Below are 24,752 nucleotides of genomic sequence, written 5' to 3'. Positions count from 1 at the left end.
GTGTTCCTTTCGCAAAGCATCGCGGGCCGGGCGTGCGGCCGTACTCCATGCGCAACAACCGGGATTCTCGCGGATATTTCCGCTCCCGGGTTCCGGCATCACGTTAGTGTCGGGTATTCGGCCTTCACAGTCCTCAACGTCAGTGCTGCGCCCGTCGTGGCGCAGAGATGTACACGAAGGAGCACTGCGACATGACAACGGCAAACAGGTTCGTCATCGCGGGCGGCGGCCTCGCGGCAGCCAAGCTCGCCGAGGCATTGCGCGCCAATGATTTCGACGGCACGGTGCACCTGATCAGCGCGGAGGAGCGGCTGCCGTACGAGCGGCCGCCGCTGTCCAAGGAGGTGCTGCTGGGCAAGAAGACGCCCGAGGACGCCACCGTCGACTCCGCGCAGTGGTATCGCGATCATCACATCGACGTCCTGCTCGGCACCACCGTCACCGGTATCGACCGCGCGACGAAAACCATTGCGCTGCCGGACGGTACGACGCTCTCGTACGACAAACTGGCGCTGGCCACCGGATCCCGCCCGCGCAAGCTCCCGATCCCCGGAGCCGACGCCGCGGGCGTGTACACGCTGCGCACGGCGCAGGACACCGAGGCGCTGCTCGAAATGTTCCGCACCGCACGCACACTCGTGGTGATCGGGGCGGGATGGATCGGTCTCGAGGTGACCGCCGCGGCCCGCAATGCCGGGCTGGAGGTCACCGTCCTGGAGTCGCTGCCCACACCGCTGCAGACCGCGCTCGGCGCCGAGATGGGGCAGGTGTTCGCCGATCTGCACCGCGAGCACGGCGTGGATCTGCGAGTCGAGACGAAGGTCGCGGAGATCACCGTCGCCGACGGCCGCGCCACCGGCGTGCGCCTGGCCGACGACACCCGCATCGAGGCCGACGCGGTCCTGGTGGCGATCGGCGCACGACCCAATATCGAGATCGCGGTGGATGCCGGGCTCGCCACCTCCGAGGGCGTGCTGGTGGACGAGAGCCTGGCCACCAGCGATCCCGACATCGTCGCGGTCGGGGACATCGCCGATCAGCAGCATCCGGTGCTGGAGCGGCGAATTCGGGTGGAGCACTGGGCGAACGCGCTCAATCAGCCCGAGGTCGCCGCGGCCACCATGCTCGGCAGATCCGCCGTGTACGACCGACTGCCCTACTTCTTCACCGATCAGTACGACCTCGGCATGGAGTACACGGGATACGTGGCGAATCCGCAGGACGCACACGTCGTGGTGCGCGGCGATCTCGGCAAGCGGGAGTTCGTGGCGTTCTGGCTGGACTCCGGCAATCGGGTGCTGGCCGGGATGAACGTGAACGTGTGGGACGTGACGGACCGGATCAAGGAACTGATCCTGGGCGGCGAACCGGTCGATCCGGCCGCGCTGGCGGATACCGCGACGCCGCTGTAGGCCGCCGGTGATCGACCTCACCTCGATTCGGCGCGAGAGTCGGTCGAATCACGAGCCTCGGCTCCGACCTACAGCTGCCGCACCATCCACCCCGCAAGGAGCCGACCGTGAAATACATGCTGCTCAAGACCTACTCCTCGGCCGCGTACTGCGATACCGCGATCACCGAGTGGACCCCGGAGGAGATCCGGGCGCACATCGATTTCCAGCGCGTGCTCGGCGCGGAACTCGCACGGGCCGGTGAGCTCGTCGACGCACAGGGGCTGGCCGGACCGGACGAGGCGCGCGTCGTGTTCTCGGACGGCCGGTCCGCACCGGTCGTCACGGACGGGCCGTTCCCGGAGACCAAGGAATTCCTGGCCGGATACTGGATCATCGACGTGGACTCCCCGGAGCGGGCCTACGAGATCGCCGCCCAGGCCTCGGCCGCTCCGGGCCCCGGCGGGAAACCGGTCGGCGAGCGCATCGAGGTCCGGGCGATCATGAGCGCCCCCGCGAGCGACGCGTAATCCGGGCGCCGACAACCGAATCGGTCACCGACGCATGATGTCCGCTCCCGACACCGAGTCCCTGCTGCGCGAGCTCGCACCGCAGGTCCTCGGTGCGCTGGTCCGCCGCTACGGGGATTTCGACGCCGCCGAGGACGCACTCCAGGAGGCCATGCTCGCGGCCGCGACCCAGTGGCCTGACGACGGAGTCCCGGACAATCCGCGCGGCTGGCTGATCCAGGTCGCCGGACGACGACTGATCGATCAGATCCGCGCGGAGGTGGCGCGGCGACATCGGGAGGCCGCCGACGCCGTTCGTGATGTCCGCGCGCCCGCGGAGTCCGGGATTCCGGGTATCGAGGACCCCGATCGGGACGATTCGCTGACCCTTTTCTTCCTGTGCTGCCACCCGGCGCTGCCGCCGGCGAGCGCGGTCGCCCTGACGCTGCGCTCGGTCGGCGGGCTCACCACCGAGGAGATCGCTCGGGCCTTCCTGCTTCCGGAAAGCACCATGGCGCAACGCATCACACGTGCCAAGAAGAAGCTCGCCACTCTCGACCGGCCCTTCGCCATGCCCTCGGACTCGGACGCCGACGGCTATCGCGGGGAATGGCGGGCCCGGGTCGGCGCGGTGCTGCACGTGCTCTACGTCATCTTCACCGAGGGCCACACCACCTCGACCGGACACCGTTTGCAGCGCGGGGATCTGGCAGCGGAGGCCATCCGCCTGACCCGGGCGCTGCATCGGGTGCTGCCGGAGGACCCCGAGGTGACCGGGCTGCTGGCCATGCTGTTGATCACCGATGCCCGGCGGGCGGCGCGCAGCGGTCCACAGGGCGAGTTGATCCCGCTGTCCGAACAGGACCGCGGCCTCTGGGATCGCGATCTGATCATCGAGGGGGTGCGCCTGGCCACCGCCTCGGTCTCCGCCGGACTCATCGGCCCGTACCAGATCCAGGCCGCGATCGCCGCCCTGCACTCACAGGCGCGCAGTGTCGAGGAGACCGACTGGCCGCGAATCCTGCTGCTGTACAACGCTCTCGAACGCGTCGCCTACAACCCGATGGTCACCCTCAATCGCGCGGTCGCCACCGCGAAGGTGCAGGGACCGCAGGCGGGACTCGAACTCGCCGCCAGCCTCGACGGGGTGCTCACCGGCACCCATCGCCTCGATGCCGTGCGCGGGCACCTGCACGAAATGGCGGGCGATCACGAGGCCGCCATCGCCGCGTACATCGCCGCCGCCCGTCGCACCAGCAGCACTCCCGAACGCGACTACCTCATGCTGCGCGCCGCCCGGTTGCGTGCTGCCCGCGAAGCCGGGGAATACCCCGAACTCGCCTGACCCGCTGTCCCTGCCCCGGTTCGGCGAACACAGTCGAGCGGGGGGACACGTCTGGAACTCACGGCCGAACGCCTACCGGACAATTCACCCACACCGCTCGACGATCGGACCACGGCGGGTCAGGCCCGAACTCGGGCGGGTGAGACTCGAGCAGGCTCGGGCGGCGGGTCGGGCAGCTGAACTCGAGCGGGCTCGAACGGGGTCGGGCGGGGCCGGGCGGGGTCGGGCGGGGTCGGCCCTCAGGCGGCGCGGAAAACGGTGGGGCTCATGCCCCGATGGCGTTTGAAGGCGGCGCTGAAGCCGAAAGCATCGGCGTAGCCGACGGATCTGGCGATCTGAGCGACCGTCAGATCGGAACGGGACAGCAGTTCCTCGGCCTCGTCCATGCGGATCTCGGTGAGGTAGGCCAGCGGCGGGTTCCCCATCAGGACGGCGAAGCGCTTGGCGAAAAGCGCTCGGGAGACACCGGATTCGGCGGCGAGGGTCGCCACCGTCCAGGGCGCGGCCGGCTTGGAGTGGATGGCCTGCAGGGCGGCGGCCACGATCGGATCGTTCATACCGCGATACCAGGTCGGCGCTTCGGAGCCCGCTTGTTCGAACCACGCCTGCAGGGTGCAGACCAGCCCCCAGTCCAGGAGGCGGTCCATCATCGCCTGTGAACCGGCGCTGCGCGATACCGCCTGCATCGCAACGGCTTCCATCCAGGCGCAGGCCTCACCGGGATCGTCGGTGACCACCAGGACCGGGGGCAGCACACGCATGAGCCGCTCGTGCCGCAGCGCACAGGTGCGATAGGCACCGACGAGCAGGGCGGTCGTGTCCGCCGAGTCGCTGCCCCAGCGGATGCCGCTCAAATCCTCTGCGGCGCAGCCACTGTCGGGCCCGAAGCAGGCGATCTCGTATTCGTTGTGCGGCCCGCCGATCGAGTCGGCGTCATCGGCGAAGTGGAACGGCTCGGGTACCCGCACGATGGCGGTATCGCCCGCGGAGAGCGGGGTGCGCGAGCCGTCCGACAGCACCAGCGTGCCCCGGCCGCGCAACACGGTCACCATGGTCATGGGTGCGCGGTCCGCGAATCGGATCGTCCAGGGCGCTTCCAGCACGGCGTGGCTGACGACCGACCCTTCGGCACGGATACCGCTCAGCAGCTGACTCAAGGGGTCCACCCGATCCAGCGTAGACGAACTCCTATCGATCGGAGGGTTTCCCCCATGGATCGTCCACCACATCCCCGGTCTACTGGATATCGACCGACACGGACCACGCCAGCCAGGAGACAGCGTCATGACATCCGACCTCACCGATCGCTCCCGCACCGCCCTCGTCGTGCTCGCGCACCACCGCGCCGATTCGCTGACCGCGCACATCGCCCGTCGCACCGTCCGGCAACTGGAGGCGTCGGGTTACGCGATCGATCTGCTCGATCTGCACACCGAAGGCTTCGACCCGCGCATGACCCTCGCCGATCAGCCCGACTGGAACGACCGCGAGAAGACCTACTCCCCCGAGGTCGAGGATCACATGCGCCGAATCCTGGCCGCCGACATCGTGATCGCCGTCTTCCCGATCTACTGGGTGGCCCCGCCCGCCCTGCTCAAGGGCTGGATCGACCGCGTCTGGAACTACGGCTTCGCCTACGGCCGCAGCAAGCCCCGCCTGGCCGGCAAGCGCATGCTCTGGCTCGGCCTCGCCGGCGCCGCCGAGGACGACGCCATCACCCCCCTGATGCACACCGCCCTGGAAGGCCAGCTCAGCGCGGGCGTCGCCTACTACTGCGGTTTCACCGACTCCCGGATCGGCATCCTGCCGGACGCGGAAGAGCGCCCGCAGCGCCTCGACGCCCAGGGTCAGCTCCTGATCGGGGACGCGGTCACCGGCGCGGAGCGCGAGGCCCAGTACTCCGCGCTGGAAGCTCGCGCGAGCACGATCGTCGACGATTTCCTCGCCGGCGATCGGGTTTCGGCCTGAATATGCCGGAGGCAGAGCAGCACTCACGCACCGTCCGCGCACCGGTTCAGGCGCGCGGACGGACGGCGGGTGCGGGTTCGAGGGAGCGAGCCGCCGCTACTTCTCGACGCCGTTCCAGGTGTTGCCGGTGATCAATTCGTAGGCCTGGACGTACTTCTGGCGCGTCACCTCGACGACCTCGGCGGGGAGCTCGGGGCCCGGGTACTCCTTGTTCCAGCCGGTGGCGGTGGACCAGTCGCGCACGTACTGCTTGTCGAACGAGGCCTGCGGGCGGCCGGGCTCATAGCTGTCGGCGGGCCAGAAGCGGGAGGAATCGGAGGTGAGGACCTCGTCGCCGACGGTGAGAACGTCTCCGTCCCAGCCGAGTTCGATCTTCGTGTCGGCGATGATGACACCGCGCGCCGCGGCGTGCTCGGCGCCGCGCGCGTACAGGTCCAGGGTCAGATCGCGCAGCCGCTCGGCGACCTCGCGACCCTCCTGGTTCACCACGTCGGCGAAGGAGATGGGCTCGTCGTGCCCCTCGTCGGCCTTGGTGCTGGGGGTGAAGATCGGTTCGGGCAGCTTGTCGCCGTCACGCAGGCCCGGCGGCAGCGCGATTCCGGACACCGTGCCGGTGCTCTGGTACTCGCGCAGCCCGCCGCCGGTCAGGTAGCCGCGCGCGACGCACTCCACCTTCAGCATCTTCAGCGGCTTGACCCGCACACCGCGGCCCGCGAACTCCGCGGGCACGTCGGTGGTGGACAGGATGTGATTGGGCACGTCGGCGAAGAAGCCGAACCACCAGTTGGACAGCTGGGTGAGCAGCGCGCCCTTGTCCGGGACCGGCGTCGGCAGGACCACGTCGTACACCGACACCCGATCGGAGGCGACCAGGATCAGCGAATCGCCGTCCTCGTACAGATCGCGCACCTTGCCGGCGTGGATGTGCTTCAACGGTCCTCCTCGTACTGGGCCCGACGATCACGACCGACCGCCGCCGCACAGCCTACCGAGGGCCGCGAACCCGCCCGCACCCGCTCTTTTCCCGCGCCCGGCCACCCGGGCGGAACCGAGCGGGCGGGTAATGCGGGCGCCACCGGATCCGGCGACGTGGCATTGTGGGCAACGGCGCGCCCCCGCCCGCACATCGCGTGGAGAATCGTTCCGGACCGACGTCCGGGTGGAGGCGCAGCGAACGACAGCGGGCAGCGCCGCCCACGACGTCGCTTCACCGCACGGCAATCAGTTCTCTTTAGAAGCTAAGGAGCCCCCTTGTCCGCACCGAATCTCACCCGCGAGCAGGCGATCGAACGCGCAGCGACGGTCCAGGTGGAGAACTATCGCGTCGAATTGGATCTGACCGGGCAGCCCACCAGCGCCGACGCTCCGCGCAACGATCGCTTCTTCACGCGCTCGACGGTGACGTTCACGGCGACTCCCGGCGGGCAGACCTTCATCGATTTCGTCGGCGCGGGCATCCGCTCGGCGGTGCTGAACGGCACGGCGCTCGACGTCACCGGCTACGACGAGTCCCAGGGGCTGACCCTGCCCGGGCTGGCCGAGCACAACACCCTCGTGGTCGAGGCCGACGGTGAGTACTCGAACACCGGCGAGGGCCTGCACCGTTTCGTCGACCCGACCGACAACAAGGTCTACCTGTACTCGCAGTTCGAAACCGCCGACTGCAAGCGCATGTTCGCCTGCTTCGACCAGCCCGACCTCAAGGCGACCTACGACGTGCGGGTCACCGCGCCGGAGGACTGGGAGGTCATCTCCAACGGTGCGATCACCGCCAGTCGCAAGATCGGCACCGTGCTCGAGCACACCTTCGCGACCACGCCGCGCATGAGCACCTACCTGGTGGCCCTGATCGCCGGACCGTACGCGAAATGGACCGACAGCTACAGCGATTCGCACGGCGAGATCCCGCTGGGCATCTACTGCCGCGCCTCGCTCGCCGAATTCATGGACGCCGAGCGGCTTTTCACCGAGACGAAGCAGGGCTTCGGTTTCTACCACGAGAATTTCGGCGTTCCGTACGCCTTCGGCAAGTACGACCAGCTCTTCGTCCCCGAATTCAACGCGGGCGCAATGGAGAACGCGGGCGCGGTCACCTTCCTGGAGGATTACGTCTTCCGCTCCAAGGTCACCCGCGCCTCCTACGAGCGCCGCTGCGAGACCGTGCTGCACGAGATGGCGCACATGTGGTTCGGCGACCTGGTCACCATGAAGTGGTGGGACGACCTGTGGTTGAACGAGTCGTTCGCGACCTTCGCCTCGGTGCTGTGCCAGGTGAACGCGACCGAATACACCAATGCCTGGACCACTTTCGCGAATGTGGAGAAGTCCTGGGCGTACCGGCAGGATCAGCTGCCCTCCACGCATCCGATCGCCGCGGACATCCCGGATCTGGCCGCGGTCGAGGTGAACTTCGACGGAATCACCTATGCCAAGGGCGCTTCGGTGCTCAAGCAGCTGGTGGCCTACGTCGGCCAGGAGCCGTTCATGGCGGGTCTGCGCGACTACTTCGCCGAACATGCCTACGGCAACGCCACTTTCGGTGATCTGGTCGGAGCGCTGGAGAAGGCCTCGGGCCGCGACCTGTCCGACTGGGGCGCGCAGTGGCTCAAGACCACCGGCCTGAACATCCTGCGCCCGGACTTCACCGTGGACGCCGAGGGCAACTACGGCTCGTTCACCGTCGTGCAGGAGGGCGCACAGCCCGGCGCCGGTGAGCGCCGCGTGCACCGCCTGGCCATCGGCATCTACGACGATCAGGACGGAAAGCTGGTGCGCACCAAGCGCATCGAGCTCGATGTCGAGGCCGTCGAGCGCACCGAGGTGCCGGAACTGGTCGGCGTCCCGCGCGGCAAGCTGGTGCTGGTCAACGACGACGACCTCACCTACTGCTCGGTCCGCCTGGACAGCGACTCCCTCGACACCGTGGTGGCGCGCATCGCCGATATCGCCGAGCCGCTCCCGCGTACCCTCGCCTGGTCCGCGGCCTGGGAGATGACCCGCCAGGCCGAGATGCGGGCCCGCGATTTCGTCGCCCTGATCCAGAGCGGCGTCGGCGCGGAGACCGAAATCGGCGTGGTGCAAAGGCTTCTCATGCAGGCCCAGACCGCCCTGGGCGCGTACGCCGATCCGGAATGGGCACAGCGCAGCGGCTGGCCCGCGTTCGCCGACCGCCTGCTGGAACTGGCACGGGCCGCCGCCGCGGGTTCGGACCAGCAACTGGCCTTCGTCAACGCGCTCATCGGCGCGCGTCCTTCGGCCCGGCACACCGAGGTGCTGCGGCAGATCCTCGCGGCCGATCCCGCCGCGGGCCTGCCCGGCCTCGAGGTGGACACCGATCTGCGCTGGCGGCTCGTCCAGGCGCTGGCCGCGGCCGGTGACATCGATGCCGACGGCGTCGAAACCCCGGTCATCGACAGCGAATTGGAGCGCGACCCCACCGCCGCGGGCCGCCGCCACGCCGCTGCCGCCGCCACCGCCCGGCCCCAGAGCGCGGTCAAGGAAGCGGCCTGGAACACGGTGATGAACGACGACACCGTCGCCAACATCACCGCTCGGGCGATCGTCACCGGCTTCGCTCCGGCCGGTCAGGACGAGCTGCTCGGCTCGTACGTCGAGCGCTACTTCGCCGACATCCCCGCGGTGTGGGACCGGCGCTCCAGCGAGGTGGCCCAGACCGTCGTCATCGGCCTGTACCCGCACTGGGCCATCACCGAGGACGCGGTGAGCATCGCCGACAGGTTCCTCGACGGCGACCACCCGCCGGCCCTGCGCCGCCTGGTGGTCGAGGGCAAGGCGGGCATCGAGCGCTCCCTGCGCGCCCGCGCCTTCGACGCCCGATAGCCGAGAACACCTGTGGCCCTTCCCGTTTCGGCGGGAAGGGCCACGGTCGTCTTCGACACCTCGCCCCGGTCGGATACCTCGGCTACCGCAAGCACGGCGGCATACGGCGACCCCGAGCGCGACGCATACGCCGAGACCGCGCTCCGGTGTCGACAGCCTGGCGCGCACGAGAGATGACCCCCGAATCCGGCGCTCGGCATCCACACCGAGGTGAGATCCACACCGCTCCCAGATCCACGCTGCTGTGAGCGGATCCGCTCACAGCAGCGTGGGGCGAAATCGAGGGTCCGCTCGGTGCACCGTGGACTCATGGCAAACGACGACAAGACGCCGATGTTCAACTGGCGCACCCGAGAACAACTGTTCACCCGTCGTGTTCTGGTGCTGGACGGCGGACTCGACGACGACAACGGCACGCTGCTGATGACGCAGCTGCTCACCCTCGCGGCCGAGGACCCCGACACCCCGATCTCGCTGTGGATCCATTCGCCCGGCGGATCGGTCCCGGCCATGCTGGCCATCCGTGACGTGATCCGGCTGATTCCGTGCGAGGTCTCCACCCTGGCGCTCGGATTGGCCTGCAGCGCAGGACAGTTCCTGCTGTCCTCCGGGACTCCGGGAAAGCGGTTCGCGCTCCCGCACGCCCGCATCCTCATGCATCAGGGGTCGGCCGGGATCGGCGGCAGCGCCGTGGAGGTCGAGGTGCAGGCCGACGATCTGCGGCACACCGTGCAGGTGGTGCTCGGACTGATCGCGCAGGACACCGGCCAGCCGTACGACCAGATCTACGAGGACTCGCTGCACGATCGCTGGTTCACCGCGGCGCAGGCCAAGGAGTACGGGTTCATCGACGGCATCGTCGAATCCTTCTGGCAGGTCGTCCCGCAGCGCCACCGGGTCGGCATCAACCAGTGATCCCGCGCGGCAACGCATTCACCCATCAGCCGCACTCCCGCGGAGAGGACATCCGATGAGCAGCTACACGATTCCCAATGTCATAGCCCAGCATCCGCGCGGTGAGCGGATCATGGACGTCTACTCCCATCTGCTGACCGAGCGCATCGTCTACCTCGGCACGCCCATCGATTCGGGGGTGGCCAACGCGCTGATCGCACAGCTGCTGCACCTGGACGCGGACAGCCCCGGCCAGGAGGTCAACCTCTACATCAATTGCGAGGGCGGCGATCTGTCTGCGATGCTCGCGGTCTACGACACCATGCAGCACATCTCCTCGCCGGTGGCGACAACCTGTGTCGGCCAAGCGATCTCGGTCGGCGCGGTGCTGCTGGCCGGCGGCGCGACCGGTCGGCGCACGATGCTCCCGCACGCCCGTGTGGTCCTGCACCAGCCCACCGCCAGCGGGCGGGGCACCATCCCCGATCTGATCCTGCAGGCGGACGAGGTGGTCCGAATGCGCGCGGAGATCGAAGCCATCCTCGCCAAGCACACCTCCCAGACCCTGGAAACCCTGCGCCGCGACACCGATCGGGATCGCGTATTCACACCCGAGTCGGCATTGGCCTACGGCCTCGTGGACCAGGTCCTGGCCCCGAGGGACTGATTCCAGGCGCATGTCGGATCCCGGACCCGAGACTCCGGGCATCGCCGGGCACCGGGTGAGGGCGAGGGTGGGGTCGGTATTCGGGGTGCCGGTCGCGAACACGCTGCGCGAACCGGGCGTCGGACACGATGGGGGGTGGCCGGATACCTCCCGAGCTTCCTCAGCGGCACACGCACGCCAGGTCTTGCCCAGCGCGCGGCGGGCAGCCCGCGCGGATGATCTGCCGGGCACGCCGATTCAGGCGGTTGCGGGGACACGTCCGCCCGGCATCGCGACTTCGGGCGAGTTTGATCAGGCGGCCATCAGGACGGGGCCGGTGATGTGGCGGCGCGGGGCGGGGCTGACGGCGGCGAGGTGGCGGCGGTTCAGTTCGCCCGCCACCTGACCGGTGAGTGCGCCGAGGGAGGTACCCAACGCTCCGGCCAGGGCGGCGATCATCTCGCTGGAAGGTTCCTTGCGGCCGCGCTCGACCTCGGAGAGGTACTGGGGTGAGATGCCCGCCCGGCCCGCGGTGTCGGAGAGTTTCTCGCCCAGTTCCCGACGCATGGCACGAAGCTGTTCGCCGAGGACTTCGCGCCACAGCGGCTCACGAACGGCGTGCATTGCGCGAGGCCGCGTAGTCCGCTCGTCGCGAGTGGGCGACGAAATGTCGGATTCGCCCGTTGATTGCCGAGACCCGCGCGGCTGCTCATTCGTCCCCTCACCCACCGGCGCCTCACCCACCGGCGGATCGCCCACCGGGCGCCGCCGGTCGCGGGACCGCTCGTCAAGACCGCCGGGAATCGCTGTGAGCCGCGGGTACTCGGACATGGCCCGAGCCTAAGGTCCGGGCGTCCGCACCGGCTCCACTTACGCTCAGGGCGTACAAATGTCCCGCGATACAGGACGACCCCGGCCGGAATCCGGCACGGGGTCGTGAGATGGGGTTTCGGGGGTTGGAGCCCCCGAGGAGCCCCGAGAGTTCCGGGAAACTCAGACGCGACCGATGGCGGCGGCCATCACGCGCACGGCCGAGACCAGGCCGTCGATGAGCTCGCCCTGACGGAAGGAGCTCAGCGCGGCGGTGGCGCCCAGCTGGCAGACCCGGTCATTGGCGCGCTCGGCCACATCGCGACCGGAGCGGACCTCGACGGACTCGGTGTTCGGGTCGACCGCGATGAGGACCGAACGCGCGGCCTCCGGAGTCGCCGGAAAGACCGACTCGACGCCACGGCCGGAGTCCTCGCCGAGATCGCCGATGTAGACGTTGAAGCGGACCTTGGTCGCGCGGGTGGCCTCGGTGAGGGCGTTGTCCATCAGCAGCCGCTCACGGTCGCTGAAGGGCACCTCGTCGAAGACCGCGCCGGCCTCGTGCACGCCGGAGACGCGTCCGTTGGTGGTGACGACCCAGCCGTGGGGTAGGTCGGCCTCGTTCACCGCAGGCCAATTAGAACTTGCCACTTGCCCGGCCTCCGATCAGATCCGCCGCGGCGGATTCGATTGCCGCATGGTTGCCATGCGAAGAATCAGCGGTGTCATGGTGCCCGGATCCGGTCACCTCGTCGGTCGCGCTCCACAGCACCGGAGGCTGGGTCCACTTCGCGCCGAGCGCGTAGTGGTCCGGCTTCTTGCCGGGGTACGGCTTACCGAGGAACGACAATCCGGCGATCACCAGATAGATCGCAAGCGGGATGCCGACATAGATCAGCACTGTCTGGAGAATGCTCACGGCACAACGGTAGTCGATGGTCGGATCAGGTCCACCGACCGGTAACCGTGCACGCGCACGTGTCGCGCAAAATTTACTCAAACCAGCCAGGCAGTCGAGTTTGCCGGGAGTTTTCTCGCGGCAATCGGAACACTCGACAACAGCACTTCTCCGGCGGGTAGGAGAATCGGCGAATCAGTGGCGTTCAACACACACAGCAATCCCCCGTCACGACGAAAAGCCAGGCAGCCCGGCGGACTTCCGAACCACTGAAACCCGGTCCCGCCGAATTCCGGACGGGTGGATCGCAATTCGATGGCCATCCGATAGAGCGACAGCATGGAATCGAGCCGCTCCAATTGCGTCTCGACGGTGAGCTGCGCCCACTCCGCCGGCATCGGCAGCCAGGGCGCGCCCGCGGTGAACGAGAACGGCGGCCGGTTTCCCTCCCACGGCAGCGGCACCCGGCAGCCGTCCCGGCCGCGCTGCGTGTGCCCGGAGCGTTCCCAGACCGGATCGCGCAATGCGTTCTCGGGGAGGTCGTCCACATTCGGCAGCCCCAATTCCGCGCCGTTGTAGACGAATACGGCGCCCGGTAATGCGAGTTCCAGCAGCGCCATGGCGCGCGCCCGCGCCTGCCCGAGCGCACCGCCGCCATAGCGGGTGACCTCGCGCTCGATATCGTGATTCGAGAGCGTCCAGGTGGGACTCGCCCCCACCGCCGCCACCGCGCCCAGCGAATGGTCGACGGCATCGCGAATCCGGTCGGGGTGGAACGGTGTTTCGGCTAATCGGAAGTTGAACGCCAGATGTAGCTCATCGGGTCTGACGTACTCGCCGAAACGAGTGTCGTCATCCACCCAGACCTCACCGATGGCGACCGCGCGCGGATAGTCGTCCATGACTTTCCGCAGCCGCCGGTGGATTTCGTGCACACCCGGATTGTTGAACCGCGGATCGTCGTCGTCGTGAACGAGCATGCCGGTATCGGAGTTCGCCATATCGGGCAGGCCCTCGGGTTTGGCCATTCCGTGCGCGACATCGATCCGGAACCCGTCGATTCCCCGATCCAGCCAGAACCGCATGGTCCGCTCGAAATCGGCGGCCACCTCGGGGTTTTCCCAATTCAGGTCCGGCTGTTCCGGGGCGAAGATGTGCAGATACCACTGTCCGGGAACGCCATCGGCCTCGACGACGCGGGTCCAGGCCGGACCGCCGAAGACGCTGCGCCAATTGTTGGGCGGCTCAACGCCACCGGGCCCGCGTCCGTCGCGAAAGTGGTACCGCGCCCGCTGCGCGCTCCCGGGCCCCGACGCCAGCGCGGCCGCGAACCACGGATGCCGCTCGCTGGTGTGGTTGGGGACCAGATCCATGGTCACCCGCATGCCCCGGTCGTGTGCCTCGGCGACCACCTCGTCCAGTGCGGCGAGTCCGCCGAAGAGCGGATCGATATCGCGCGGATCGGAGACGTCGTAACCGCCGTCCGCCATCGGCGAGCGCATCACCGGGCAGATCCACAGTGCGTCGATCCCGAGAAGCTCCAGGTAGCCGAGCTTTTCGCGCAATCCCCCGAGATCACCGACGCCATCGCCGTCGGAGTCGGCGAACGAGCGCGGGTACACCTGGTAGAACACGGCCGATCGCCACCAGGGCGCCACGGGCGCAGGCAGATCCGGCCCGGAGGGTGGCTGCGCGGCGAAAGTATCTGTCACAGCGAGTAATAGTGCCAAAGCCGGACGCCGCGCGGGGTCCCTCGGCCACACTTGTCCAGTTTCAGCAAATGATCAGCGGACGAGACGGTCGGCCGGAAACACTCTGGGGGGCCTGGGATTTCTGCGAAATAACTCAGAAGGGCGAGTTCATGAGCGAATTGGCGGCCATCTCGAAGTAGTCGAGCAACTGCTTGCGGTGCGGCTCGTCCAGCACCGAGGGCTCGATCTCGGCCACCGCGATGTGCATGGCCCGCAGCCACGCGTCACGTTCGATCGGTCCGACCTTGAACGGATGGTGCCGCATGCGCAGACGCGGATGCCCGCGCTCCTCGCCGTAGGTGCGCGGCCCACCCCAGTACTGCTCCAGGAACAGACGTAGCCGTCGTTCGGCGGGACCGAGGTCCTGCTCCGGATACAGCGGGCGCAGCACCTCGTCCTGCGCCACCTCCCGATAGAACGAGGCCACGATCCGATGGAAGGTGTCCGCGCCACCCACCGCCTCGTAGAAGGAGGTTGCCGTTTCTTGCTCGCCCGAAGTCACGCGCTCCATTATCTGGCCTCCGCTTCGCTACGGCCGGTTCGGGGGCTCTATTGTCTGGCCTTCGCTTCGCTACGGCCGGTTCGGGGCCCTGCAAGCTTGATTCTTCCCTCCTCCGCTCCCCCGCTTCGCTCCTCCGCTCCGTCAGTCCAGAATCAAGCCGGGCCCCGAACTTGCGGGTCGGCCGTGTGGGGGAGTTCAACAGAGCGGCGGGGAGTTTCGGCGGGGCGGCGGGGAGTTCGCCGGGACGGGGCCGAACTCGTCGGTGGTTCCGCCGGGGCGGGAGCTGGGCCGTCGGTGAGTCGACACCGCGGTGCGGTGCCGAACTTGCCCGTTGCTCCACGGGCTGGCATCAGGGTCCCGGAACCAGCCGTCGAGCGGCTGAAATACGGCTTCCACCGGGGCGAATGGGGGGTGTGCCGAACCGTCACGTCCCGTTCATCCGAATGTGCCCGACAATGTGCGAAATCACCGTGCAATGTGCGGCATTCCATGGTCAACTGGGTGGCAGTCTGCCGAGATACCACACCATCGGACGAATACGAATTCGGGGTATACCCATGAAGCAGCGGCACGGCGCCAGGCACGAGGGGCGCACGCATCGACAACTCCAGCCCGCCGATGTCCACAATCGTGGGTCGGGGGCTACTCCGCTGCACTTACTGACCGAACATCACGAGCACTCCCATGCGAGTGCGCACCCCGAGCCTTCCCATCCAGGCTCACACGATTATGCCGGGCATCATCCTCCCGAACCCGCCCCGGGCTCTACCTGGGCCAAGCGCCGCGTCCTGCTTCTGAACGCGACCTTCGAACCGCTCACCGCCCTGTCCGCGCGCCGCGCCATCGTGCTGCTGATCTGCGACAAGGCCGATACGGTCCACGACAGTCCCGAAGGCCCGGTCGTTCATTCCGCCGGCACCTCGGTGGCACTCCCCTCCGTCATCCGGCTGCGAAATTATGTGCGTGTCCCCTACCGCGCTCGCGTGCCGATGACCCGTGCCGCCCTCATGCATCGCGACCGCTATCGCTGCGCGTATTGCGGCGGCAAGGCCGAGACCATCGACCACGTGATCCCGCGCAGCCGAGGCGGGCCGCATTCGTGGGAGAACTGCGTCGCCTCGTGCGCGCCGTGCAACCACCGCAAGGCCGACAAACTGCTGAGCGAACTGGGCTGGACGGTGCACCATCCGATGGTGGCGCCCAAGGGCCCGCACTGGCGGCTGCTGACGGCCAGCTCCGAGCTGGACCCGACGTGGTTGCAGTACCTCGGCGAAGGCGCGGCCTGACCCCTACCGGTACTCACTGACGAGCAGAGCCCACGTGCCGGGTTCGAGCGCGTCGAAAACGTGCGGCATATCGCCCGGATAGCAGATGTAGTCGCCCGGCCGCAGTTCCACGGGGGCTTCGGCCGGGCCCACCATGGCACGGCCCGCGCCCATCACGACGTGTTCGACCACGCCATGGCTGTGTGGGTCCGAATCGCGCGGATGCCCGGGTTCGGCGGTGACGCGGTAGATATCGCGCCGCGCGGTGGGCGGGGACGCGGTCAGCAGGGTGGTCCGGTATTCCGCCTGCGAGGAGGCGAGGACCGCGCCTTCCCCAGCCCGGATAACCTGAACCTGCGGGCTCGGCGGATCCAGCAGCCGCGAGAACGGCACATCGAGCGCCGTGCACAACGCCCACAGGGTTTCGATGCTCGGATTGCCCGAACCCGATTCCAATTGGGACAGAGTCGATTTCGCGATGCCCGCCCGGCGGGCGACCTCGGTGAGCGAGAGCCCGGCGGCGGTGCGCTCACGGCGCAGGGCGGCGGCGATCGTCTCTTGCGGGGACGCGGGTGCGGAACTGTCGGGCGGCTGGGTCATGACGGATCACAGATTACCGGGCTGTCGCGGGATGCTTTGACTAACCTGCCCCGGTGTGTTCATTATAGAAGCCATGCGTTCGATATGGCGAACACTGGATCGGGGTGTGCTGACCGGTATAGCGGCGATCTGCCTGGCAGTCGCCATGATCGGCGTGTCCTACGGCGCGACCGCCGTCACCGCCGGCTTCCCGATCTGGCTCCCCATGCTGCTCAGCGTGGCCGTGGTGGCGGGCGGATCGGAATTCGTGTTCCTGGGCATCCTCACCGCGGGCGGTGGGCTGGTCGCCGCCGTCCTGGCCGGACTGCTGGTCAACGCCCGCCACCTTCCCTACGGCCTGTCCGTTCCCGACGTGGTCGGCACCGGCTGGCGCCGCCTGGTCGGCACCCACGTCATGAACGACGAATCGGTCGCCATGGCCCTGGCCCAACCCGACCGCGACCGCCGCCGCGCGGCGTACTGGATCTGCGGTCTGGCGGTTCTCGCCGCCTGGCCGCTCGGCGCGGCGATCGGCGCGGCCCTGGGCTCGGTCGTCCCCGACCCGAACGCGTTCGGCCTGGACGCCATCTTCCCGGCCGTGCTCATCTCCCTGGTCCTGCCGGCCCTGCGCGAACCCGTCACCCGCACGGCCGCACTCATCGGCGGCGCCGTCGCCGCGGCGACCACCCCGTTCCTCGGAGCCGGCCTGCCCGTCCTGCTCGCACTGACCGCCATCGTGTTCGTCGCACACCGCGCGGGCGACACCGATGCGGCAGACGACGCCGACGAGCCCGAAAACGGCACGACCACAACCACTCTCCGCACGAGCCCCGAGCCCGTCCGATGACCAAGGCCCTCCTCATGGGAGCCCTCGCACTGTCCCTGGGCACCTTCGCATTCCGCTTCGCGGGCCCGGTCCTTCGCACCCGAGTCCAGGTCTCACCGCGGGTGATCCGCCTGCTCGAGATCGCCTCCGTGGTCCTGCTCACCGCCCTGGCCGTCACCACCCTGCTCCCCGCGCGCGGCGGCCAGTTCGGAATCGCGCTCCCCGCAGGCGTTCTCGTCGCCACCGTCCTGGCCTGGCGGCGCGCCCCACTACTGGTGGTCATCCTCTCCGCCGCCGCGCTCACCGCGGGCCTGCGCTTGCTGGGCGTGCACTGACCGGTGCGGCATATCGGACCACCCCGCAGTGCGTTCCCTCACCCCGTCGGGAGGGCCATTCCTGACGGCGCTCACTGCAGCCGTCCCACTGCTGCTCCCCAACCCCGGTGAAGCGACCTGGCCCACCCGGGCTTCAGCATCCGCCGTCACCGGCCGCCGATCACGGGCACCGACCCGCCACGGATGCCGGACCAGCGGGCAAGTCCGTCCGCACAGGTCCGATGCTGCTCCCGAAACCGTCAGCGCCGCAGCACTTGCGCGACGCGAGACCAGGCGTCCTCGGCGGTGGCCTTCCGGTACCAGTCACGACCCGGGAAGAGAAAACCGTGGGGAGCGTCCTCGTAGACGACGATTTCGTGGTCGATGTCGTTGGCGGACAGGGTGTTCTCGATGGTGGCGCGCACCTCGGGGTCGATCAGGGGATCCTGGCCGCCGAAGAAGAGCAGGACCCGGGCTTGGATGGTCGGGGTGGATTCGATGGTGGGAACGGGGGTGGACAGAGGAATGTCGGTGTCGGTGAGCCAGCCGGGGTAGAAGGCGGTGATGCTGGACAGCGGGAGCCGGGAGGCGGCGTAGTAGGCCGCGTGGCCGCCCGCGCTGAAGCCGACAATGTGGGCGGATGTGGTTGCGCGGCGGTCGAGTTCGGCCAGGGCGGCGGCGACATCGGCCACCACGCCCTCTCGGGTCAGCGTGCGCAGCAGAGCCAGTCCGCGTTCGCGCCCCTCGGGGGTGAATTCGAGGGTGGCGCGAGATTCGTCGCGGTGGAACAGGTCCGGAAGGATGGCCACGACCCCGAGTGCGGCGAGGCGCTCGGTGGCGGCGCGGACCGATTCGTGCTGACCGTAGATCTCATGTGCGACAACGACTCCCGGATAGTCGCCCGGTGCCTCGGGGTAGGCGAGGAAGGCGGACATGGTCGTCTCGCCGACCGTGAGGTCGATCCACTCCGTCACGATCTTCGGTTCACTCATATCGCCACCGTAGTGAGCGTGCGGCGCGCGAACCAATAGACGCGACAATGCCCGCCATAGGAATTCCTATGGCGGGCATCGGCATTGCTCTAGCTGGTGAACAGCGACAGACTCTCGCCCCGGCGGCGCGCCACCGATCCGTACCGCGCGTCCAAGCGCACCCAGGTGGGTGCGGCGCGGACCCGGACGATCTCGTCGGCGGAGATGCGGCGCGAGTCGGTCTTCTCGCCACCGTGCGGAATGAAATCCATGGCGGCGAGTGCGAAGACCACGCGCAGGGGCACCTCGACCTGATCGTCGTGCGCCGACACGGTGAGCACGGTCTGGTCCAGGAGCGAGGCGGGCGGCCCGTGGCCGCTGCCGTGCTCCTGGGCCAATTGCGCACCACGCTCGGCCAATTCGACGAGCATGCGCGCGGGGACATCGTCCACGTGCACGAAGCCGGTCTCCGGCGGCAGGGCGTTTCGCCACGCCGAGTCCATTCGGTAGCCCAGATCCAGCGCCGAGCCGGAGTCCGGGCCGTGCAATCCGGCCAGGATGACGTCGCCGCCCACGGTGACGTCATCGGTGGCCAGGGTCGCGACCACGGTCCGCACCGCGAGCGCCTCGAATCCGGTCGCCGCCCACGCGGAGACGTAGCGGTCGCCGCGTCGGCGCAACCGGATCGGGGCGGCGGCGTCCAGCCGCAGCGCGTGGGTGAGGAAGGTGGCCAGGTTTTCGCGTTCCGCCGGATCCGGAACGCGAAGAGTCAGTTCTCCCGACATGTCAGGCGTGTGCTCTCGGCGCGAATCCGGATCAGTCGTCCAGCCATTGAGCCAGGTAGTCGCGCTCGGCCGGGGTGAGCCGGCGTAGTCGCTGGGTGTCGATATCGAACGCGGCCAGCTGGGTGGACGCGATCACCGCGGGCGGCGAATCGGGTGCGGCCTCGGCGGCGCGCACCTCGTAGGACACGGTGAAGTCCACCGCGCGCAGCCGCTCGACCCACATCGAGACATCGAGCGGCGAATCCTCGTGCCGCAGCTGCCCCTTGTATTGCACCCGCAGGTCGGCCAGGACGCAGCCGGCCCGCAGATTGACCGTCGGCCGGTCGTCGAGGAACAGCCAGGGAATGCGGGCCTCCTCCAGCAAGGTCACCATGCGCGCATGGTTGATGTGCTGGAAGGCGTCCATATCCGACCAGCGCACCTCGACCTTGGTGTGGAAGCGCGCGGGCGCGGCGGGAGCGGGCTGCTCCTGCACGCTCACCGCGGGTGCTTTCCCATGGCCGTTCAGCGATCCGACACTCGTCAACGCGGTACCTCCGATTGCGCACCCACCCCGCTCACCATGCTGCGCACCTGTCGCGCCGCAACCGACAGCGTGGCCAGGTCGTGGGTTCCGGACTCGAACAGTTCCGAGAGGGCAGCACGGGCGCGACCCAACCGAGACTGATTTTTCGACTCCCAGTATGCAATTTTTTCCTCGGCCGTCTCTTCCGGGTCACCGGCGGAGAGCACATCGAGGGTCAGCGAGCGCAGCGAACCGTACATGTCGTCGCGCAGCGCGAGGCGCGCCAGCGCGTGCCACCGATCCCCGCGTTCCAGGTGGCTGACCGCCTGCAACAGCCAATCGATCTTCAGGTGATCGTTGAGCGCGTAGTACAGCGCACCCACCTCGTCGCCGCTGCGATCTGTGATATCGGAGATATCGTGCACATCCAGCAGGGGGAAGAGATTCAGCAGGCCGAGCACCTCGCTCGCCAACTCCGACGGCGCACCCTTTTCGATCAGGGATTGTGACTGCTCGTTGAGCGTGTCGATGTGGTGACCGCGCAACCAGCCCGGCACCTTCGGCGAGAGCGTGCGCACGCTCGCGGAGTAGCGATTGATCTCCGCGCCCACCGCGATGGGCTGTGGCCGGTTGTTGAGCAGCCAGCGCGAGGCCCGGTCCAGCGTGCGCTTGGTCTCGAGTTCCAGCGCGTCCTTCATCGCGATGGAGACATCGGCGTCCCGGATCCGGCTCCAGATGGAATGCAGATCGAAGATCTGGGTGGCGGCGGTGAAGGCGCGCACCGAGTCCGACGCGGTGGCGCCGATCTCCTCGTTGAGCCGATGCGCGTAGGTGATGCCGCCCAGATCGACCACCTCGTTGACGAGCGTGGTCGTGGTGATCTCCCGGCGCAGCCGATGCTTCTTGATGGCCGCGCCGAATCGGCTGCGCAGCGGTGTGGGGAAGTACTCGGGCAGTCGCGCGGAGAAGTACACGGTGTCGGGCAGATCGCTGGCGAGCAGGTCGGCCTTGAGCGAAAGCTTCACGTGCGCCATGAGATTCGACAGTTCCGGTGAGGTCAGCCCCGCGCCGTGTTCGGTGCGCTGCTTGATCTCGATGTCACTCGGCAGCGCTTCGAGTTCCCGGTCCAGGCCGCGACGGGTCTCCAGGTCCTCGATGACGCGCTTGTGCACGTTCAGCATGCGCGGGGATTCGGCCCGGGACAGGCCCATCAGGTAGTTCTGAGAGACGTTGTCCCGCAGCACGAGTGCGGCGACCTCGTCGGTCATCGACGCCAGCAGCGGATTGCGCTCGGTCTCGGGGAGCTGACCGGCCGAGACCAGGCCGTCCAGCAGGACCTTGATATTGACCTCGTGGTCCGAGCAGTCCACACCGGCCGAATTGTCCAGCGCGTCGGTGTTCATCTTGCCGCCGTGCCGGCAGAACTCGATCCGGCCCAGGGCGGTGGCGCCCAGGTTGCCGCCCTCGCCGATCACCTTGACGCGCAGGTCGTTCGCGTTCACCCGGACCGCGTCGTTGGACTTGTCGCCCACCTCGGCATTGGTCTCGGAGGCGGCCTTGATGTAGGTGCCGATGCCGCCGTTCCACAGCAGCTGCGCCGGGGACTGCAGGATCGCCTTCATCATTTCCGGCGGTGAGAGCGCGGTGATCCCGGCGTCCAGACCCAGGGCCTCGCGGGCCTGCTCGCTGACCGGAATCGACTTCACGGTGCGATCGAAAACCCCGCCGCCCGCGCTGATCAGTGATCGGTCGTAGTCCGCCCACGAGGAGCGCGGCAACGCGAACATGCGCTCGCGCTCCGCGAACGAGGACTCCGCGTCCGGATCCGGATCCAGGAAGATGTGCCGGTGATCGAACGCGGCGACCAGGCGGATGTGCCGCGAGAGCAGCATGCCGTTGCCGAATACGTCACCGCTCATATCGCCCACGCCCACGACCGTGAAGTCCTGGGTCTGGGTGTCGATGTCCATTTCCGCGAAGTGCCGCTTGACGCTCTCCCACGCTCCGCGCGCGGTGATGCCCATCGCCTTGTGGTCGTAGCCGACCGAACCGCCCGAGGCGAAGGCGTCGCCGAGCCAGAAACCGTACCGCTGCGCGACATCGTTGGCGATGTCGGAGAAGGTGGCTGTGCCTTTGTCGGCGGCGACCACCAGGTAGGTGTCGTCACCGTCCAGGCGCAGCACCCGGTCCGGGGGCACGACCTCACCGGTGGCGCGGTCCACATTGTCGGTGACGTCGAGCAGGCCGGAGATGAAGGTGCGATAGCAGGCGACGCCCTCGGACTGCAGTGCCTGACGATCGGTGACCGGATCCTCGGTCGCGACGGGTGGCTGCTTCACCACGAATCCGCCCTTGGCGCCGACCGGCACGATCACCGCGTTCTTCACGGCCTGGGCCTTCACCAGACCCAGGATCTCGGTGCGGAAATCCTCCAGCCGGTCCGACCATCGCAGACCGCCGCGCGCGACCGGACCGAAGCGCAGGTGCACGCCTTCGACCCGGGGCGAGTAGACGAAGATCTCGAATTGCGGCCGCGGCTTGGGCAATTCGGCGATCTCCTGCGGTTCCACCTTGAACGAGAGGTAGTCCCGCGAGCTGCCCTCGGCGTCGACGACGTAGTAGTTGGTGCGCAGCGTGGCCTTGATCAGCCCGAGGATGGCGCGCAGGATGCGGTCCGCGTCCAGGCTGACCACGTCGTCGATGCGCACCCGCATGGCGGCTTCGAGATCCGCGGCGTGCGCGGGGTTGGCGGAGTCGGGATCGAAGAGCGCGGCGAACAGGTCCACGAACATGCTGGACGCCTCGGGATAGGCGAGCAGCACACGCGTGATGTTGGCCTGGCTGTACGGGAATCCCGCCTGCTGCAGGTATTTCGCGTAGGCGCGCAGGATCGACACGGTGCGCCAGTGCATTCCGGCGCGCAGGACCAGTTCGTTGAGCCCGTCGGCCTCGGCGTGGCCGTACCAGAGCGCCTCGAACGCGTCGGTGAAGCGCTCGCGCAGGCCGCGCACGTGCGCGTCCAGCGCGTCCAGGCGGCGGCCGGAGGACTCGGCGAGTTCGGCGTCCAGGTTCCGGTTCATCGAGCCGCGCAACAGTTCGGGCCGGGCGAGCAGGCCGAAATCGTAGATCCATTGTTCCGGACCGTGATCCAGCTCGACCTCGTGCGGACGCTCGTCCACCACCTCGACGCCGAGGCTCTGCAGGACCGGGAGCACCTGGCTCAGCGAGACGCCGCAACCGCCGATATAGAGGGTGAATCGCCAGGAGCCGGGCGTGGAATCGGCGAGGCGGTACAGGTATTGGTCGATACCGCCCTCCTGCAGGCCCTGGAGCCGGACGATGTCGGCCAGTGCGCGGGTGGGCCCGAAGTCCTCCTTGTAGCTCTCCGGCAGGGCGTCGGCGTAGCGCTGCACCAGGGCCGGGTCCAGCACCGGGGAGGTGGTGAGCTCGTTGCGGAGATGGTCGTCCCAGGTGTGGCTGGCCTCGGAGATCAGATGCTGGATGCGGACGCGGTTGGGTTCGCTGGTGTCGGCGATCGACCCCTGATCGGGCAGGCGCACGGTGAAATGCACGCTGGCGAGATCACTTTCGGATACCCGGGCCGAGTAGTCGATGGACTCGCCGCCCAGTTCGCGAACCAGGATGTCCTGCATCTCCAGGCGTACGGCGGTGGTGTAGCGGTCGCGCGGCAGGTAGACCATGCAGGCGACGAATCGGCCGTAGCCGTCCATCCGCATGAACAGCCGAACCTGGCGCCGCATACCGACATTCAGCACCGCGCTCGCGGTGCGCCGCAGCGTGTCGCCGTCGGAGGAGAACAGCTCCGAGCGCGGGAACGACTGGATGACCTCGAGCATCTCCTGCCCGGAGAAGGAATCCAGGTCGAAGCCGCTGGTCTCGATGATGGTGCGCACCCGGCGTTCGATGACCGGAATGTCGAGCACGTTCTCGTGCAGGGCGTTGACGGTGAAGACGCCGATGAACAGGTGTTCGCCTGTGACAGTGCCTGATTCGTCCATCTCGGCGACGCCGACGAAGTACGGGTAGACCGCACGGTGCACGGTGGCCGGGACCAGACCCTGGGTGAGCATGAGCAGCGTCTGATCGCCGCTGTTGTCCGGAACCCGGAAATCGGTGCCCACATTGGGGCGCAGCACGCCGAGCGCGGTCTCGGAGACCACGGTGGATCTGGGGTGGCCGTCGACGGTGCTGCGTTGGTAGCGCGCGTAGCCCAGCACGGTGAAATTGCCGTCGGCGAGCCAGCGCAGCAGGTTCGCGCAATCGGTGAGATCCGTTGCGTCGAAGGGAGATTTGCCCGCCTGGGCCGCATTGTCGAGTTCGGTGGCGACCCGGCCCTGCGTCTCGCGCATGGCCTCGGTGTCCTCGATGACGCGGCGCACATCGGTGAGCACGTCGGGCAGCGCGCTCTCGATCCGGCGCAACTGTTCCGCGGTGGTGGCCGGATGCAGCTGGATGTGCATCCAGGATTCACGCAGGCCGGTCGCGCCGTTGCCGTCGACCTCGTGCGGGACAGCGGTTTCGAGCCGCCCCTCGGCATCGCGGGTGACCTCGAAGATGGGGTGGACCACCTCGCTGACGCTGACGCCGATGCGGCTCAGCGACGAGGTGACCGATTCCACCAGCAGCGGCATGTCCTTGGTGACCAACTGCACCGCGACGCCGAGATCGGCTTCGTCGTCCGCGTGGTAGACGCGCACATTCGCGATGCCGGGTGTGCGCTCGATCGCGAGATCCACATGGCAGCGGAAGATGTGGGTGGATGTCGCGGGGATCGCACAGTCTGCGTCACCCGCGTCGACGTGTCGAAAATACGCCTCCTCCAGGGATACGAGATTGCCTCGCAACGACGCGGGCAAACTCGCAGCCCAAGCCGCGCTGGACAATTCGGACGAGACGGTCATTTCGCCAACTCCTCGGATTCGGTTCCGTAAC

General features: G+C 68.1%; 22 protein-coding genes. 10 read left to right on the top strand and 12 right to left on the bottom strand.

The window, feature by feature from the left end; translation table 11 throughout:
- The first annotated feature begins 191 nt into the window (after positions 1-191).
- The 3 genes from NJ1_RS28115 to NJ1_RS28105 all read left to right on the top strand — a co-directional run bounded on the left by NJ1_RS28115 (position 192) and on the right by NJ1_RS28105 (position 3,245).
- Positions 192-1,412 (top strand): NAD(P)/FAD-dependent oxidoreductase, encoded by a 1,221-nt coding sequence (locus tag NJ1_RS28115; protein ID WP_067699842.1) that lies wholly within the window; start codon positions 192-194, stop codon positions 1,410-1,412.
- Positions 1,413-1,519: 107 nt separating this feature from the next.
- Positions 1,520-1,921, top strand: a complete 402-nt coding sequence (locus NJ1_RS28110) for a YciI family protein (protein WP_174557129.1) — start codon at positions 1,520-1,522, stop codon at positions 1,919-1,921.
- Positions 1,922-1,958: 37 nt separating this feature from the next.
- Positions 1,959-3,245 carry an RNA polymerase sigma factor gene (locus NJ1_RS28105; RefSeq protein WP_218025273.1) on the top strand — a complete coding sequence of 429 codons (1,287 nt, stop codon included), beginning with the start codon at positions 1,959-1,961 and terminating at the stop codon, positions 3,243-3,245.
- Between the two features lie 239 nt (positions 3,246-3,484).
- Here NJ1_RS28105 and NJ1_RS28100 read toward each other — a convergent pair whose 3' ends face one another.
- Positions 3,485-4,411 (bottom strand): AraC family transcriptional regulator, encoded by a 927-nt coding sequence (locus tag NJ1_RS28100; RefSeq protein ID WP_218025272.1) that lies wholly within the window; start codon positions 4,409-4,411, stop codon positions 3,485-3,487.
- Between the two features lie 118 nt (positions 4,412-4,529).
- Here NJ1_RS28100 and NJ1_RS28095 point away from each other — a divergent pair, with 118 nt between their 5' ends.
- Positions 4,530-5,213 carry an NAD(P)H oxidoreductase gene (locus NJ1_RS28095; RefSeq protein ID WP_067699790.1) on the top strand — a complete coding sequence of 228 codons (684 nt, stop codon included), beginning with the start codon at positions 4,530-4,532 and terminating at the stop codon, positions 5,211-5,213.
- A gap of 96 nt (positions 5,214-5,309) precedes the next feature.
- Here NJ1_RS28095 and NJ1_RS28090 read toward each other — a convergent pair whose 3' ends face one another.
- Complete coding sequence (locus NJ1_RS28090) at positions 5,310-6,146, bottom strand: phosphoribosylaminoimidazolesuccinocarboxamide synthase (RefSeq protein WP_067699788.1); 837 nt, start codon at positions 6,144-6,146, stop codon at positions 5,310-5,312.
- A gap of 318 nt (positions 6,147-6,464) precedes the next feature.
- Between NJ1_RS28090 and pepN the strand changes: the two genes are divergently transcribed.
- The 3 genes from pepN to NJ1_RS28075 all read left to right on the top strand — a co-directional run bounded on the left by pepN (position 6,465) and on the right by NJ1_RS28075 (position 10,614).
- Positions 6,465-9,053 (top strand): aminopeptidase N, encoded by a 2,589-nt coding sequence (gene pepN / locus NJ1_RS28085; protein ID WP_067699786.1) that lies wholly within the window; start codon positions 6,465-6,467, stop codon positions 9,051-9,053.
- A gap of 309 nt (positions 9,054-9,362) precedes the next feature.
- Positions 9,363-9,968: a ClpP family protease gene (locus NJ1_RS28080; protein ID WP_067699785.1), complete on the top strand. Its 606-nt coding sequence runs from the start codon at positions 9,363-9,365 to the stop codon at positions 9,966-9,968.
- Positions 9,969-10,023: 55 nt separating this feature from the next.
- On the top strand, positions 10,024-10,614 hold the full coding sequence (locus NJ1_RS28075) for a ClpP family protease (protein WP_067699784.1): 591 nt from the start codon (positions 10,024-10,026) through the stop codon (positions 10,612-10,614).
- Positions 10,615-10,905: 291 nt separating this feature from the next.
- Here NJ1_RS28075 and NJ1_RS28070 read toward each other — a convergent pair whose 3' ends face one another.
- The 5 genes from NJ1_RS28070 to NJ1_RS28050 form a co-directional block, all read right to left on the bottom strand.
- Entirely contained in the window at positions 10,906-11,217 is a 312-nt protein-coding gene (locus NJ1_RS28070; RefSeq protein WP_067699783.1) for a helix-turn-helix domain-containing protein, read from the bottom strand.
- 369 nt (positions 11,218-11,586) lie between these two features.
- Positions 11,587-12,054, bottom strand: coding sequence for a DUF5130 domain-containing protein (locus NJ1_RS28065; protein ID WP_067699781.1), 468 nt, complete (start codon positions 12,052-12,054; stop codon positions 11,587-11,589).
- Entirely contained in the window at positions 12,041-12,322 is a 282-nt protein-coding gene (gene ctaJ, locus NJ1_RS28060) for an aa3-type cytochrome oxidase subunit CtaJ (protein WP_067699779.1), read from the bottom strand. Before ctaJ ends, NJ1_RS28065 begins: the two co-directional genes overlap by 14 nt.
- Positions 12,323-12,399: 77 nt before the next feature.
- Positions 12,400-14,013 carry a glycoside hydrolase family 13 protein gene (locus tag NJ1_RS28055; protein ID WP_422615786.1) on the bottom strand — a complete coding sequence of 538 codons (1,614 nt, stop codon included), beginning with the start codon at positions 14,011-14,013 and terminating at the stop codon, positions 12,400-12,402.
- Positions 14,014-14,146: 133 nt separating this feature from the next.
- Positions 14,147-14,563: a globin gene (locus NJ1_RS28050; RefSeq protein ID WP_067699778.1), complete on the bottom strand. Its 417-nt coding sequence runs from the start codon at positions 14,561-14,563 to the stop codon at positions 14,147-14,149.
- Positions 14,564-15,111: 548 nt separating this feature from the next.
- On the opposite strand from NJ1_RS28050, the gene NJ1_RS28045 reads away from it, so the two are divergent.
- Positions 15,112-15,840: an HNH endonuclease gene (locus tag NJ1_RS28045; protein ID WP_174557128.1), complete on the top strand. Its 729-nt coding sequence runs from the start codon at positions 15,112-15,114 to the stop codon at positions 15,838-15,840.
- 3 nt (positions 15,841-15,843) lie between these two features.
- Here the strand turns inward: NJ1_RS28045 and NJ1_RS28040 are convergent, their stop codons facing one another.
- Positions 15,844-16,419, bottom strand: a complete 576-nt coding sequence (locus NJ1_RS28040) for a helix-turn-helix domain-containing protein (RefSeq protein WP_067699775.1) — start codon at positions 16,417-16,419, stop codon at positions 15,844-15,846.
- 73 nt (positions 16,420-16,492) lie between these two features.
- On the opposite strand from NJ1_RS28040, the gene NJ1_RS28035 reads away from it, so the two are divergent.
- Both NJ1_RS28035 and NJ1_RS28030 read left to right on the top strand, forming a co-directional pair.
- On the top strand, positions 16,493-17,245 hold the full coding sequence (locus NJ1_RS28035; protein WP_067699773.1) for an AzlC family ABC transporter permease: 753 nt from the start codon (positions 16,493-16,495) through the stop codon (positions 17,243-17,245).
- Positions 17,242-17,559, top strand: a complete 318-nt coding sequence (locus NJ1_RS28030) for an AzlD domain-containing protein (RefSeq protein WP_067699771.1) — start codon at positions 17,242-17,244, stop codon at positions 17,557-17,559. The genes NJ1_RS28035 and NJ1_RS28030 overlap by 4 nt, the downstream gene beginning before the upstream one ends.
- Before the next feature lie 239 nt (positions 17,560-17,798).
- Here the strand turns inward: NJ1_RS28030 and NJ1_RS28025 are convergent, their stop codons facing one another.
- The 4 genes from NJ1_RS28025 to NJ1_RS28010 all read right to left on the bottom strand — a co-directional run bounded on the left by NJ1_RS28025 (position 17,799) and on the right by NJ1_RS28010 (position 24,721).
- The gene (locus NJ1_RS28025; protein WP_067699766.1) at positions 17,799-18,530 is read right to left on the bottom strand and encodes a dienelactone hydrolase family protein; all 732 of its coding nucleotides are present in this window, start codon (positions 18,528-18,530) and stop codon (positions 17,799-17,801) included.
- Between the two features lie 89 nt (positions 18,531-18,619).
- Entirely contained in the window at positions 18,620-19,294 is a 675-nt protein-coding gene (locus NJ1_RS28020; RefSeq protein WP_067699764.1) for a DUF8185 domain-containing protein, read from the bottom strand.
- A 31-nt stretch (positions 19,295-19,325) separates the two neighbouring features.
- A complete protein-coding gene (locus tag NJ1_RS28015) occupies positions 19,326-19,775 on the bottom strand; it encodes an acyl-CoA thioesterase (RefSeq protein ID WP_067699762.1) in 450 nt (149 codons plus the stop codon).
- A 41-nt stretch (positions 19,776-19,816) separates the two neighbouring features.
- On the bottom strand, positions 19,817-24,721 hold the full coding sequence (locus NJ1_RS28010; RefSeq protein WP_067699760.1) for an NAD-glutamate dehydrogenase: 4,905 nt from the start codon (positions 24,719-24,721) through the stop codon (positions 19,817-19,819).
- Between the last annotated feature and the right edge of the window lie 31 nt (positions 24,722-24,752).

This window comes from Nocardia jejuensis NBRC 103114, assembly GCF_001613145.1.
Lineage (GTDB): Bacteria > Actinomycetota > Actinomycetes > Mycobacteriales > Mycobacteriaceae > Nocardia > Nocardia jejuensis.
Note: the sequence above shows the minus strand (reverse complement) of the source record. Positions and strands in the feature narration are given on the sequence as shown.

What these genes read in the sequence shown, in the direction of transcription:
- NJ1_RS28010 (WP_067699760.1), bottom strand. Translation starts at nt 24,721, where the DNA reads ATGACCGTCTCGTCCGAATTGTCCAGCGCGGCTTGGGCTGCGAGTTTG.
- NJ1_RS28070 (WP_067699783.1), bottom strand. Translation starts at nt 11,217, where the DNA reads ATGCACGCCGTTCGTGAGCCGCTGTGGCGCGAAGTCCTCGGCGAACAG.
- NJ1_RS28105 (WP_218025273.1), top strand. Translation starts at nt 1,959, where the DNA reads ATGTCCGCTCCCGACACCGAGTCCCTGCTGCGCGAGCTCGCACCGCAG.
- NJ1_RS28095 (WP_067699790.1), top strand. Translation starts at nt 4,530, where the DNA reads ATGACATCCGACCTCACCGATCGCTCCCGCACCGCCCTCGTCGTGCTC.
- NJ1_RS28020 (WP_067699764.1), bottom strand. Translation starts at nt 19,294, where the DNA reads ATGTCGGGAGAACTGACTCTTCGCGTTCCGGATCCGGCGGAACGCGAA.
- NJ1_RS28115 (WP_067699842.1), top strand. Translation starts at nt 192, where the DNA reads ATGACAACGGCAAACAGGTTCGTCATCGCGGGCGGCGGCCTCGCGGCA.
- NJ1_RS28050 (WP_067699778.1), bottom strand. Translation starts at nt 14,563, where the DNA reads ATGGAGCGCGTGACTTCGGGCGAGCAAGAAACGGCAACCTCCTTCTAC.
- NJ1_RS28035 (WP_067699773.1), top strand. Translation starts at nt 16,493, where the DNA reads ATGCGTTCGATATGGCGAACACTGGATCGGGGTGTGCTGACCGGTATA.
- NJ1_RS28030 (WP_067699771.1), top strand. Translation starts at nt 17,242, where the DNA reads ATGACCAAGGCCCTCCTCATGGGAGCCCTCGCACTGTCCCTGGGCACC.
- NJ1_RS28080 (WP_067699785.1), top strand. Translation starts at nt 9,363, where the DNA reads ATGGCAAACGACGACAAGACGCCGATGTTCAACTGGCGCACCCGAGAA.
- NJ1_RS28025 (WP_067699766.1), bottom strand. Translation starts at nt 18,530, where the DNA reads ATGAGTGAACCGAAGATCGTGACGGAGTGGATCGACCTCACGGTCGGC.
- NJ1_RS28040 (WP_067699775.1), bottom strand. Translation starts at nt 16,419, where the DNA reads ATGACCCAGCCGCCCGACAGTTCCGCACCCGCGTCCCCGCAAGAGACG.
- NJ1_RS28075 (WP_067699784.1), top strand. Translation starts at nt 10,024, where the DNA reads ATGAGCAGCTACACGATTCCCAATGTCATAGCCCAGCATCCGCGCGGT.
- NJ1_RS28045 (WP_174557128.1), top strand. Translation starts at nt 15,112, where the DNA reads ATGAAGCAGCGGCACGGCGCCAGGCACGAGGGGCGCACGCATCGACAA.